This is a genomic window from Pseudomonas rhodesiae (assembly GCF_007858255.1).
GTDB lineage: Bacteria > Pseudomonadota > Gammaproteobacteria > Pseudomonadales > Pseudomonadaceae > Aquipseudomonas > Aquipseudomonas rhodesiae.
Map to the genome: position 1 here is coordinate 115,074 of NZ_VFEU01000011.1, position 9,988 is coordinate 125,061.

At 60.1% G+C, this 9,988-nt stretch carries 18 protein-coding genes and 1 pseudogene; 1 reads left to right on the forward strand and 18 read right to left on the reverse strand.

Annotation, left to right across the window (positions count from 1 at the left end; translation table 11 throughout):
- Nucleotides 1-21: 21 nt before the first annotated feature.
- From FIV35_RS17505 to FIV35_RS30330, 4 genes are read right to left on the reverse strand one after another with little or no spacing between them, the layout of a single operon-like run.
- On the reverse strand, nt 22-1,173 hold the full coding sequence (locus FIV35_RS17505) for a tyrosine-type recombinase/integrase (RefSeq protein WP_231980927.1): 1,152 nt from the start codon (nt 1,171-1,173) through the stop codon (nt 22-24).
- Nucleotides 1,074-1,490 carry a hypothetical protein gene (locus FIV35_RS29910; protein ID WP_231980910.1) on the reverse strand — a complete coding sequence of 139 codons (417 nt, stop codon included), beginning with the start codon at nt 1,488-1,490 and terminating at the stop codon, nt 1,074-1,076. Before FIV35_RS29910 ends, FIV35_RS17505 begins: the two co-directional genes overlap by 100 nt.
- 2 nt (nt 1,491-1,492) lie before the next feature.
- Entirely contained in the window at nt 1,493-1,714 is a 222-nt protein-coding gene (locus FIV35_RS17510; protein ID WP_083377796.1) for a hypothetical protein, read from the reverse strand.
- A gap of 43 nt (nt 1,715-1,757) precedes the next feature.
- Nucleotides 1,758-2,294, reverse strand: a complete 537-nt coding sequence (locus FIV35_RS30330; protein WP_425543017.1) for a DUF7694 domain-containing protein — start codon at nt 2,292-2,294, stop codon at nt 1,758-1,760.
- Between FIV35_RS30330 and FIV35_RS17520 the strand changes: the two genes are divergently transcribed.
- Nucleotides 2,286-2,528: a hypothetical protein gene (locus FIV35_RS17520; RefSeq protein ID WP_083377797.1), complete on the forward strand. Its 243-nt coding sequence runs from the start codon at nt 2,286-2,288 to the stop codon at nt 2,526-2,528. The two genes, FIV35_RS30330 and FIV35_RS17520, sit on opposite strands and share 9 nt — an antisense overlap.
- Nucleotides 2,529-2,563: 35 nt before the next feature.
- Here the strand turns inward: FIV35_RS17520 and FIV35_RS17525 are convergent, their stop codons facing one another.
- The 14 genes and pseudogenes from FIV35_RS17525 to FIV35_RS17590 form a co-directional block, all read right to left on the reverse strand.
- Nucleotides 2,564-2,743, reverse strand: coding sequence for a hypothetical protein (locus FIV35_RS17525; RefSeq protein ID WP_083377798.1), 180 nt, complete (start codon nt 2,741-2,743; stop codon nt 2,564-2,566).
- A complete protein-coding gene (locus FIV35_RS17530) occupies nt 2,740-2,934 on the reverse strand; it encodes a hypothetical protein (RefSeq protein ID WP_083377799.1) in 195 nt (64 codons plus the stop codon). The genes FIV35_RS17525 and FIV35_RS17530 overlap by 4 nt, the downstream gene beginning before the upstream one ends.
- Before the next feature lie 49 nt (nt 2,935-2,983).
- Nucleotides 2,984-3,361, reverse strand: coding sequence for an ASCH domain-containing protein (locus FIV35_RS17535; protein ID WP_083377800.1), 378 nt, complete (start codon nt 3,359-3,361; stop codon nt 2,984-2,986).
- 118 nt (nt 3,362-3,479) lie between these two features.
- Entirely contained in the window at nt 3,480-3,884 is a 405-nt protein-coding gene (locus tag FIV35_RS17540; RefSeq protein WP_083377801.1) for a hypothetical protein, read from the reverse strand.
- A complete protein-coding gene (locus tag FIV35_RS17545) occupies nt 3,881-4,561 on the reverse strand; it encodes a phiTE_072 family protein (protein WP_083377802.1) in 681 nt (226 codons plus the stop codon). Before FIV35_RS17545 ends, FIV35_RS17540 begins: the two co-directional genes overlap by 4 nt.
- A 43-nt stretch (nt 4,562-4,604) precedes the next feature.
- Nucleotides 4,605-4,736 (reverse strand): annotated as a pseudogene (locus tag FIV35_RS29915) (reverse transcriptase); the annotation flags it as partial.
- Nucleotides 4,737-4,740: 4 nt separating this feature from the next.
- Entirely contained in the window at nt 4,741-5,238 is a 498-nt protein-coding gene (locus tag FIV35_RS17555; RefSeq protein WP_083377803.1) for an HNH endonuclease, read from the reverse strand.
- 9 nt (nt 5,239-5,247) lie between these two features.
- The gene (locus FIV35_RS17560; protein ID WP_083377804.1) at nt 5,248-5,727 is read right to left on the reverse strand and encodes a hypothetical protein; all 480 of its coding nucleotides are present in this window, start codon (nt 5,725-5,727) and stop codon (nt 5,248-5,250) included.
- Between the two features lie 57 nt (nt 5,728-5,784).
- On the reverse strand, nt 5,785-6,270 hold the full coding sequence (locus FIV35_RS17565; RefSeq protein WP_083377805.1) for a protein kinase family protein: 486 nt from the start codon (nt 6,268-6,270) through the stop codon (nt 5,785-5,787).
- Between the two features lie 69 nt (nt 6,271-6,339).
- The gene (locus FIV35_RS17570; protein ID WP_083377806.1) at nt 6,340-6,810 is read right to left on the reverse strand and encodes a hypothetical protein; all 471 of its coding nucleotides are present in this window, start codon (nt 6,808-6,810) and stop codon (nt 6,340-6,342) included.
- Entirely contained in the window at nt 6,807-7,055 is a 249-nt protein-coding gene (locus FIV35_RS17575) for a hypothetical protein (RefSeq protein WP_083377807.1), read from the reverse strand. Before FIV35_RS17575 ends, FIV35_RS17570 begins: the two co-directional genes overlap by 4 nt.
- Nucleotides 7,052-7,684: a lambda exonuclease family protein gene (locus FIV35_RS17580; RefSeq protein ID WP_083377808.1), complete on the reverse strand. Its 633-nt coding sequence runs from the start codon at nt 7,682-7,684 to the stop codon at nt 7,052-7,054. The genes FIV35_RS17575 and FIV35_RS17580 overlap by 4 nt, the downstream gene beginning before the upstream one ends.
- Nucleotides 7,671-8,615 (reverse strand): recombinase RecT, encoded by a 945-nt coding sequence (locus tag FIV35_RS17585; RefSeq protein ID WP_060773040.1) that lies wholly within the window; start codon nt 8,613-8,615, stop codon nt 7,671-7,673. Before FIV35_RS17585 ends, FIV35_RS17580 begins: the two co-directional genes overlap by 14 nt.
- A gap of 7 nt (nt 8,616-8,622) precedes the next feature.
- The gene (locus FIV35_RS17590) at nt 8,623-9,780 is read right to left on the reverse strand and encodes a hypothetical protein (RefSeq protein WP_083377809.1); all 1,158 of its coding nucleotides are present in this window, start codon (nt 9,778-9,780) and stop codon (nt 8,623-8,625) included.
- Nucleotides 9,781-9,988: the final 208 nt, after the last annotated feature.

The window sequence follows — 9,988 nt, forward strand, 5'->3', positions numbered from 1 at the left end:
GAGTGACCTTGGCCTTTTTCTTCACGCTTCCCTCCTTTTCAGAATCGTCAGCGCTGGTGCGCGCGAGTCGGTTGCTGATACCTTGTTTGCCGCCGCAATAAGCTGATCCAGTTCCGCTGCCGAGTAGTGGCTGGTGATGCTTCCGTTCTTGTGGCCGAGCAGTGCTTTCCGATCCTCCTCTGTCACCCCTGCAGCACGTAGCCTTCTCCCAAAGGTGTGCTTCAAGTCGTGAATGCGGATTCTGGCAAAGCCATCATGTGCCGGCCGCAAGAACTTCTCCTGCCACTTCTTCGCCGCCCGAATCCTCGCTTTCTTCCAGGCTGAGTCGTTCATGCGGTGAACCGTCGTTTCATTCCCCTCGCCATCTGGCTTGCCAAACGGGAACACGTAGAGCGGATGCTTGCCGCGCTGCTTCTCGATCACTGACTTGGCAACGTCATTCATCACGACCAGGCGCTCGTCGCGGTTCTTCACACCAGCCCTTGCGCTCCGCCCTCCAAATCCAGCCGGTATCAGGAACACACTCGCTCCCAGCTCAGGTACGGCAATCTCCCAATTCCACTGAAGTTTGCAAACCTCCTGCTCCCGGCACCCCGTGTTGACCTTGAACATTGCCATGGTCTGAAGGTGCGCCGGAAGCTCGGCGAACAGGATCGACTGCTCTTCCCACGAAAGCGGGTAGGGCTTCCGGCTGTTCGTCTTCTCATCAAGCAGAGAAATCATCGGAACCACATCAAGCAATGGTCGGCGCTCCTCATCTCTCCATTTGCGTGCGCAGAGGTTCAAAACCCGGATAACCCGCTGTAGCGCGATATTCACAGTCCTGTTCGTGACCGGCTTGCCCGTCGCCGGGTTCAGCTTCGATCGTACATATGGGGCAAGCGCATCGTCATCAATGTGAGTCAGCGGCATATCGCCAATGAACGGGTCGAGCTGCTCCATATAGGTCGCCGAAATATGGATGGACGCCTGATCCTTTACTTCCAGCAGGAAGCGAGTCGCCGCCTCCCGCCAGGTCCTAACCCGCCGAATGCCGTAAACCTTCTGCTGGCGCAACTTCTCCAGCTTGTGGATCAGGTACTGCTCTGCTTCGGCGCGGTCACAAGTGCCAGTACTCTCTTGAATTCGCTCTCCTCTGTATTTTTTGTCGATCTTCCAGATGCCGTTCGGCATTTGCTGGAGGCCGGTGATTGCTTTTTGGGCCATGGCGCTGCTCCTGTGGCCCGCGCCTGGCGCTCGCTGCGGGGCTGATTGTTGTCTTGATTGGTCGCCTTTTCAATCGACTTACTCTCGACGTAGGCGTCAGCCCATGCGTCAAGCTCCAACCGATCAAACCCGACCCCCTGTTTTCCAATAGGGAATTCGCGGACGTTAGGGCGTACCGTCTTGTTGAATTCGTCCCGGCACATGCCGAGGTAGCCGTAGGCATCACCGGCCCGGATGAATCGCGGGAGGATTGGCGCAGTCTGGGCCGCGCTTCGATTTGACATAGCTACCTCCCGCCGCCCGCTGTGGGCCGCGCTGTCTTGATGATTTGGATGACCAGGCCGAAGGTGATCAGCATCCAGGCACAGGTGCCGGCGAATGCGCCGAGTAGCGCCTCGGTGGTGCCGGTGCTGAGCAGGTCAGGGCCGAGCCAGGCGAACCAGTAGCCGGTGCCGGCCAGGTACAGCAAAGCGCCAAGCAGGATCAGGGTGAGTTTCGTTGCGAACATGGGGTGTCCTTGCCGCGCTGGGCGGCAGAAGGTGGTTAGTGATTTATCGAGGCGCAGACCACTTAAAGGTCAATGGTTCTGGCGGAAAGAACAGGTGCCGCATGTTCGCGACATTCACGATGTCCTGATCTGCAGGGAAAACCTCAACGGCATCCAGGCCTCCACGCCCGCACTCGCGCTTTAGGCGCATCAGCTCATCCCAGGTGACTTGGTCAACCCAGCTATCCCCGTTGTGGACGGACCGGCAGATGCTCATTCGTTGGTAGCCTGATGGCTCTGTGTATATCTGGACGAGAAAGCCGCGCGATCGCCAAACTTCAACCAGGTCTGGCGGCTTTAAGCGTGGCCACTCATCCGGTGGAACTCGCTGGAGATATGGCGGCAGCTTGGCGTTTTGCTTTTCGAGCAGGCGCCGTTGATTTCTATCCGTGTTCATGGCGATAGCTATCCTCGCCCGCCGTTCACCGGCAGGCATGTAGGGGAATGGAGTAATGGCGTTTTGCCTAGATATCTCTGTCGTTTGGATGGGTGTAAAACGGGTATTCATCCCACCCAGTCGCCAGGAGGGCGCGTGCCACATCAACTAGATGCGCCAATTGCGCACGCGTACCGCGGCCAAACGATGTTTCTCAAGTTCGTCTGGCGGCGCCCTAACGACAAAGCACCGGTCGCTGCCAAGATCATCGAGCCGGCGCCCATTCATGGCCTGGGCGAAGTCGCTGCCGAACTGATGGGGCCTTGGCCCGACTACCCAGCGGCGCTGAGTGAAGCTATGGCTGCAGCTGAGCGATGGGTCGACAGTCAGTTGCCCTGAATTACCGCACCGGCAGGCATTTAGGGGGATTGGGGTTAGGGGTAGTTCTTGCTGATCCGCTGGGCGATGGCTTCGAGCTTTTCGGCCATGCTCCACATGTCGTTGTTGTCGCGACGGGATACCACTGCTGCGCGTTGGACGTTGCGATCGATCAGGATCTTGGCTGCCAGCAGGATCAGCCAGGCTTCGGCCTTGCGCCGGAAGAACCGCTTCACGACTTCACCGCTGCGTGCCACTTCGCTTTGTACTCAGCGATGAAGTTCGCCGGGAATTGCGATACCCAGTTGCAGTAGGGGCACTTGAACTGTTCGCCGGTCCAATTGGTGCGCGGCATGCTGCAATGACCGTTGCCGCAGTACGGGGTGTAGCCAGGACGAGTCATCAAGTTTTCGCGAACTATGTTCATGGCCTACCCACCTTGTAGATGAAGACGTAGGCGAACCAGAGGGTGGCGATCATGGCGTCACCAGTTCGTCAGGTACGTCGAAGAAGTTGAGGCGACCTTTGATCGGTGAAAATGGCAACGGCTTCGGATCGCGGAGGGCAAACGCCTTCTCTCCCATGTACCAGGGCGAGGCGCTGGTATCGAGGCTATCGACCAGCTCGACCGAGCCAATGATGCCGCCGCGCTGCATATCATCCCGGTCCGGCATCGGTAATCCTCGCTCCGAGCAGTACAGCAGTGCCTGGGTGAACTCGTTGCTGGTCATGCCTTTGGCAGCATGTACCAGGAAACGACCGCGAAACTTGGTGTGCCAGCTTCGGTTTTCGATGTCCTTGCCGCCGTGGATGATCAGCCAGGCCCAGGGCTGGCGAATGGAAAGGGCTTTCATCGGCAACACTTTTCCTTGCCGCTATAGCGGCTGACTTTGAAGGGGGAGGGGTTACAGAGGTTTCAGCAAATCAGTTGTGCCAGTGCCAGCAGGCACCAGCAGTAGGCGGGGAGTTGGGTCATGGCTTCTTCTCGTAACGGGCGATCATGTCAGCCAAGCTGATGCTCTGGCCCTGTTTGGTATTGATTCGAACGAATACCTTTTTAAAGTCCTCGCGATCTTCTTCAAGGGTGGTGTCATCGCCAACACCCTCTGCTGGCTTGAGTGCGGCGTCGACACTTGCGAACAGGGTCGGATAGCCGTTTGCCCAGTCTTGCTTGCGCGCCGACTTCTGGACCTCACGCAACAACCCCTCCAGCACATCCGCCCGCTCATCCGCTGCGGTCAGGCGCTGTTGCAGTGCGTCACGCTCGGCGACAACGCGGTCATACGCCCAGTCCTTCACAACGCAAGTGTCGTCCTGATGCCAGCCTTCCTGTACCAGCCTGCTGGGGGCGATCCAGTAGCGCTCGACTTCGCTCATACAGCCTCCCTCGTTACCAGATCATGGGCATTCATAGCCGTCATGCCGGCCTGCTGTTCCTGGCGCAGCGCCTGCTGTACTGCCTCGACAACCCGCCGCAGGTACGTGAACTTGTGGTTTTCTTCGACAGCCTTGCCGTAGAGCGGGTAGTGCCATTCCTCACCGAACAGCTCGGTCAACAATCTGCTCTGGTGCCAGCATTCGTTCGGGCTCTCGATACTGCGCAATGAGTCGATGTCGTGCCAAAGCTCGCGGGCCTCGCTCTTGCTCAGCTCGCCCAGCTCCCATTCGTGTCGACCGGTCTGTTGCCGTCGGCGCTGGATGATGCACTTCTTAGCCAAGTCGTGCAGCGCGTCACCGCTGAAGACGGTGGGGCTGATTCCCCGATCCAGGCAATTCAGCACATAGTCCCAACCGCAGTTCGTGACGAACTCCGCAACGGTGCGCGGGCCCATACCACCCCAGTACGCATTCCAACTGTTGTCCCAGCAGTTGATGGTGATCTTGCCCTGGGCGGTCTGGTAGTTCGGATCGGATTCGATCGGGCAGTCGCGCCGGCCGAAGTCCTCGAGGAAGACGGTGATCGGGTCCAGCCGCGGCGCGCCGGTGATGACCAGCTTTGTGACTGTCGAGCGCTCGACCTGGAGCTGCTCGGCGACTTTGTTTTCTGTAGGCATGGGGAGTCCTAGCCGGGCCAGGCCTGGCTGTGGAGTGGGGGAGTTACTTGTTCTGAAAGGTCTTGGTGAGCGCGGCGTTGACGCTGTTGCCACGCTTCAGCACGACGCGGGCGAGTGCTGCCCGGTCTTTGTGGCTATGGCTGGCCTGGCTGAGCAGGCCGAAGTAGCTGTTTGCTGGGTTATGCCACGTGCTTCCAGATCCGTCGGCATACAATCGCGCTGATCAGCGCCTGAGTTACCCCGTACCGTTTCGCCAAGACGACGCCGCCGAACTCTCGGCTATGCGGTTTGAACATAGACCTGATCTCAATGACCTGTGCCTCGGTCAGCTTCGCCGCCGGGTGTCGCTCGCCTGTGCCGTCGGTCCCGTGGAGCTTCTTGTCGGCCTCGTTCTGGGTCGGCGTGCCATAGGCAAGATTGCCGACGCGACCGTTGGTTTTGTCGCCATCCAGGTGGCGGCAAATGTGGCCGTCCGGGATAGGCCCTATGAAGTGAATGGCGACCAAGCGGTGGATCAGGAAGCCCTTGGAAACCTGTCTGTTCCAAAGCTTTACTTTCGGATACCCCTTCCTGTCGAAGTAGTGGCTCTTGATGTGAGAGCCGCGCCTGACCCGCCCGTGACTGCTTACCTCGTAGTCCGGCCAATCCGATACTCGTCGCCATTGCTCTTCAGTCATGTTCAGTCCTCAGGAGGTGACATAGATACGGCGGACAGGGCGCGCGAGCCGCTCGGTGCTCTTGCCGTCGTAGAGGAGCCAGCCATCTCCAAAGGCCATGAAGTAGGCGCTGTAGGCGGAGCGCTGCGTGCTCAGCCAGTGGTATCGATCATCTCGAAGCTCCACCAGGCCATCAGCCTTGGCCGCCATCAGCAGTTGGCCCTCAAGGCAGGACGGAATAAAGCCGCCCAGTTCCAGCGCTTTTACGGCGATCTCGCTGCCGGCCTCGGCCATGGCGCGGGTGTTAGCTTCGCCGTCGCTATAGCTGCCGGCGCCTTCGATCTTTACGCCATACTCACCCCAGACACCGTTGAGCTCGTCAGGCAGAAGGATCAGGGCGCGCTCTACGCCGTTGAGCCAGTAGCGGGTGACGAATACGCCGCCGGCCAGAGGTTGGCCGCGCTCAGGGAGTTCGGCGGCGAGGGCGGTTTGCTGTGCTTGCTTGGTCATGGGGTTGCTCCGGGTAAGCGCCGCCCTCCGGTTACCGGATGCAGCGAGTAGGGTGGGTTATTCGTCGCCGTCGTCTTCGGCGTTCATTTGGAGCGATTCGGCAAAACCTGCTTGCCGCAATTTGAGCGCCACGTTTTCTGTTATCTCGTAGCCGTGGGGCTTAATTTCGAATAGAGGGGCGGACTTCTCCGCACCCAACGAGTGGGCATATGCGATCAGTCGCCAGATGGTTGTTCGGTCTTTTGCCTCACCCAGTTCTGCGGTGAGCTCGTCCAAACGGTCACGCATTCCCTGGCGGAAGTAGTGACGGATGATGTCGGACGGCCCTTTTACCTTGGGTGCTGCTGGCGGCAGATCTTCTGCCTTGGCATTGCGCACCAGCAGTTGCACTGCCTCGCCCACTTCCTTGATCTCATGCCAGAGCATCAAGTCGTCGAGCATCTGTCGGGTGCCGCAAGGCGTCGTATGCCGCAACTCCTGCTCGCCAAGCTCCTGCCGCTTCTCGGCCAGCCTGGCTGTTCGTTCTTCCTGGGTCACAGCCATGGCCTACCTCTTCTATTCCGCTGGCCGGCAGTGCGAGCCAGGTTTGTCGTTTGCGTTGCTGGGTGCGGGCTATGCGGCGCATGAATCGACCTTCACCTGGCGCCAAGCACCGACCGCTTCGAAGATTCGCGCGGCGTGTTCCTCGTCCAGCGACAGAGTGTCGGGGATGGCGATCCAGCCGGAGGCCACCATCTGGCTTTGGTTGGCCTCGGCGCGCAGCTTCATGTAGCAATGCTCGATCACGTCTTCCAGGTGGTCGGACAGGTAAACCCCGTCCGGCGCCAGTTCCAGCGACTTGCTGTAGCGGTCGCCGCGAGCGTCAATGCACATTGCGCTCATGTAGATCGTCCAGCGGTGAGGGATTCCGCACACGGCCTGGCCAATCTTCCCTGGGGCGATGTTCTTGAGTGACTTGTAATTGATCATGCCCTGGCGGCCGCTGGGATCGATGTTCACCACCGCGACATGGTTGGATGTCAGGAGTGACCGGCACGACCGGGCGATGCGCGCCTGCAGGTTGTGAGGCTTACGCTTGCTCATAATGCCTCCGCCAATTTGCGCAGCGCGTTACGCTCAGCCCTGGTGATGGCTGGCTTTCGGCGCTTGAGGATGGTTTCGGGATCAATCTTCGCGGATCGCTTGGGAGGGATCGGATTGCCCGCCAGGCTTGGCACCTGGGCGACGTTCCCGCCGGCAGCCAGGAACTGCGCGGTGCGTTCCGATATTGAGTCGGCGTGCTGGCGGTGCTGCTCTACCAGGCTTAGGTGGTTGCTGACGTAGGTCATGCTGCTTTGCTCCTCATCCGCTCCCGCATTTCCTTCTCAAGGTCGGCCAGCTCTTCCAGAAATGCCGTGATTTCGGATTCCATCTCGCGGGCTCGCTTGAAGTCGAACTCGTACCGGAAGCAAACGTACTGAAGCTCTTCAGGCAAGCGGTCGTCGTAGCTCACGAAGTCGGCCCACTTGCGGCCGGTGCAAGCCATCTGGGCCAGCATCTGCCATTCGTACTGAGGGTCATGCTTGCCTGACTGCATCGTCGCGATGTGGGTTGCGGTGTTCGGGCACTTGATTTCAAGAACGCCATCATCACCTGCAAGCCCATCTGGTGATGCACCGAAGCCCTGGATCTTGGGGTGCATGACAAGCCCGGTCTCTTCCACCATCAGACCCTTATCAGCCTCGTAGGCCATGCAGGCGAACGGCTCAAGCTCGACGCCGCGCTGTACTGCAGCGTTGCGCGAAAGGTCGCTACCGCCTTGCTGTCCGGTCAGGCGCTCACAGAGCAGCTCCATCATGTAATTTTTGCGAGTGGCAGAAGGTGCGCCGCCGCGCCCGCTGGCCATCACATCCTTGACGCGGCTGGCCGTGACGTTGCCCAGCCTTGCCGCAAACCATTCAGCGCTACGCTGTTCCATCTAACACCTCCTCAGCTTCACCTTCGATTGGCTCGGCTGCTGCTTTCAGGGTTTCGCTGCGCTTGGTCACTTCCGCCTTAAAGCGGGCGTGACCAGCAGCATCTTTGGCTTGCTTCATCGCGGCCGTGCCGTTGTGGTAAACCTCGGCGAGTGACTCCAGACTTCCGGCGCGCATAGCCAAATCAATCCAGTCGTTCACCATCTCAGGGTCGGTTGGAGCCGAGCCTTGAATCGATGCGAGGCCTTCGCCGCCATCGGTGTTCAGGTGATGGATGGCCTGCTCAAGTCGCTCCGTCTTCGGCCAATACTTGTAGCCGCGCTTCACCACGGTTTTCTTTGCCATTTCACCCGGGTCGGTAACCCATGGGCAGGATGACTTCTTGCTGATCCATGCTTTCCAAGCGCTTGAACGGTCACGGATCGCGTTCACGTCGTCGATGCTCATCGTCTCGGTGAGGTAGTCGCCGTCTGCCGTCTTGACCACCACATAAACGCCGACAGCCTCGCCACGATCCTTTGCGAACGGGTTGTATGAGTGGGTCGGCGGCTTGTCGAAGCCGTTGAGAGCGAAGGAGTCAGCCGTATAAACCAGCTCGGCCTGGGCCCAGCGAATTGCGCCAGTGGCCATGGCCAGGTCCATCAGACCGATATAGCTGATGTCCAAGCAGATCTTGCCGTCCCGAGGAACCAGATAGGCCTGCTTCTTCGCAGGGTTCAAGCTGATACCGATGGCGGCGATGTTCGTGATTGCGTTGACCACTGACTGCCGGTTCTGTACGGCGATCTTGGTGGCGTACTCGCTGGAGGTGATCACCTGAATGGCGAATTCAGCCTCGCGCTCGAAGTTCAGCGAGCGGTCGGTCAGGACGTTGGCGAACTGATTGCGCGCACCGTAGATGTCCTGAGTGATTGTTGCGACGGCTTGGCTCATGGCGACCTCAGTAGGAAATGGATACGGCTGGAATCTTGCGCTGGGCAATCAACTTAACGGCCTGCTTGGCGCACTCTTCTGGCATGCCGCCAGCAATAAAGGCGTCCAGGGCTGCACGGTTGATTGCGCGGCGATGCGCTTCATCAGCTTCGCGGGCCTGGGCCTGCTCCAGTTCGAACGCTACGGCTGCGGCCTGGCGTGCCAGTTCGTTCTGGCGTGCTTGCTCGACTGCCTGCTCCTGGCGCTGCGCTGCGGCGGCACGATCTTGCTCGGCGCGCTGTTCGGCGGACAGACGGCTTGACTCGGCCTGCGCCGCTGCTGCACGGGCCTGCTCGGCCTGTAGTTCAAGTCGCATGCGCTGGCGCTCGGCGGCGGCCTCGGCATCCAGTACGGCTTGAGCGGCGGCGCGCTGTGCGGCGGCGGCCTGATCAAGTAGATCCTGTTCTCGGCGGGCGGCGGCCAAGCGCTCAGTCTCAGCACGCTCAGCTGCTTCACGGCGGGCCTGATCAGCGGCGGCCTGGGCGATAGCAGCGTCACGGTCTCGCTGGGCCTGGGCTTCTGCTTCGGCGCGCAACCGGACGAGTTCGGCCTGCTCGGCTTCGTGCTGGGTGCGCTCGGCATGTATTGCGCGCAATAGTGAGAGGGTGCGGTCTTTCGCCTGGGCTGCTTCTGGCAGGAACTCTTCCCAGGAGTCGCCAAGCTCGATGGCTTCCAGCTGGACAATCACTTGCGCCACTGCAGCTGCAGTCGGCGTGGCGCCAAACACTTCCATGTCCTTGATGGCCTGGATGTTGTCGACGTGCCGGTCCTTGCGGACCTGCTCGGCATTTTCCCAGTCGGTCAGGGGCTGGCGGGTTGCATCGCGCAGGCTGTCCATCTTGGTGACGAACTCGCGTAGCTCGGCCTCGACGACCTTTGGCATTTCCTTGAGGCGCTTGAGGTAGTCGCGACCAGGCTTCTCGACAGCAGCCTTGGACTTGCTCACCGTTGCTGCCAAGGAGGCGATGCGAGCGCGACCTTTCACAGTGGTCAGATCGGGCACCTCTCCGGTGACTTCTGCTTTCACCGCTTCGAAGAACTGGCCCAGGCCGCCGGCCACGTAGATGGCCGGAGCATTGTCGGCGCTGATGTCGTCGATGGTGATTACTTGCTGTTGTGCGGACACGGTGACTCCCTGCCGCGATGCTCGCAGCGATTAGAGGTGTTGTTTATTGAGTGATCAGGCCACCGATAGCGGGGCCCAGTAGAACGATGGTGAGGAAGGTCAGGCCAACGATGGCCGACAGAGCGCGGATGGCGCGGCGCCGGTGCCGCTGGTGGGTGGTCATGTCGACCGCTGCGCCTGTGCGCGGCGCGTAGGGCCGAAAGCCATG

Bases quoted from the DNA above. Each gene is read 5' to 3' on its own strand.
- FIV35_RS17505 (WP_231980927.1), bottom strand. From the start codon at position 1,173: ATGCCGAACGGCATCTGGAAGATCGACAAAAAATACAGAGGAGAGCGA.
- FIV35_RS29910 (WP_231980910.1), bottom strand. From the start codon at position 1,490: ATGTCAAATCGAAGCGCGGCCCAGACTGCGCCAATCCTCCCGCGATTC.
- FIV35_RS17510 (WP_083377796.1), bottom strand. From the start codon at position 1,714: ATGTTCGCAACGAAACTCACCCTGATCCTGCTTGGCGCTTTGCTGTAC.
- FIV35_RS30330 (WP_425543017.1), bottom strand. From the start codon at position 2,294: ATGTGGCACGCGCCCTCCTGGCGACTGGGTGGGATGAATACCCGTTTT.
- FIV35_RS17530 (WP_083377799.1), bottom strand. From the start codon at position 2,934: ATGAACATAGTTCGCGAAAACTTGATGACTCGTCCTGGCTACACCCCG.
- FIV35_RS17535 (WP_083377800.1), bottom strand. From the start codon at position 3,361: ATGAAAGCCCTTTCCATTCGCCAGCCCTGGGCCTGGCTGATCATCCAC.
- FIV35_RS17540 (WP_083377801.1), bottom strand. From the start codon at position 3,884: ATGAGCGAAGTCGAGCGCTACTGGATCGCCCCCAGCAGGCTGGTACAG.
- FIV35_RS17545 (WP_083377802.1), bottom strand. From the start codon at position 4,561: ATGCCTACAGAAAACAAAGTCGCCGAGCAGCTCCAGGTCGAGCGCTCG.
- FIV35_RS17555 (WP_083377803.1), bottom strand. From the start codon at position 5,238: ATGACTGAAGAGCAATGGCGACGAGTATCGGATTGGCCGGACTACGAG.
- FIV35_RS17560 (WP_083377804.1), bottom strand. From the start codon at position 5,727: ATGACCAAGCAAGCACAGCAAACCGCCCTCGCCGCCGAACTCCCTGAG.
- FIV35_RS17565 (WP_083377805.1), bottom strand. From the start codon at position 6,270: ATGGCTGTGACCCAGGAAGAACGAACAGCCAGGCTGGCCGAGAAGCGG.
- FIV35_RS17570 (WP_083377806.1), bottom strand. From the start codon at position 6,810: ATGAGCAAGCGTAAGCCTCACAACCTGCAGGCGCGCATCGCCCGGTCG.
- FIV35_RS17575 (WP_083377807.1), bottom strand. From the start codon at position 7,055: ATGACCTACGTCAGCAACCACCTAAGCCTGGTAGAGCAGCACCGCCAG.
- FIV35_RS17580 (WP_083377808.1), bottom strand. From the start codon at position 7,684: ATGGAACAGCGTAGCGCTGAATGGTTTGCGGCAAGGCTGGGCAACGTC.
- FIV35_RS17585 (WP_060773040.1), bottom strand. From the start codon at position 8,615: ATGAGCCAAGCCGTCGCAACAATCACTCAGGACATCTACGGTGCGCGC.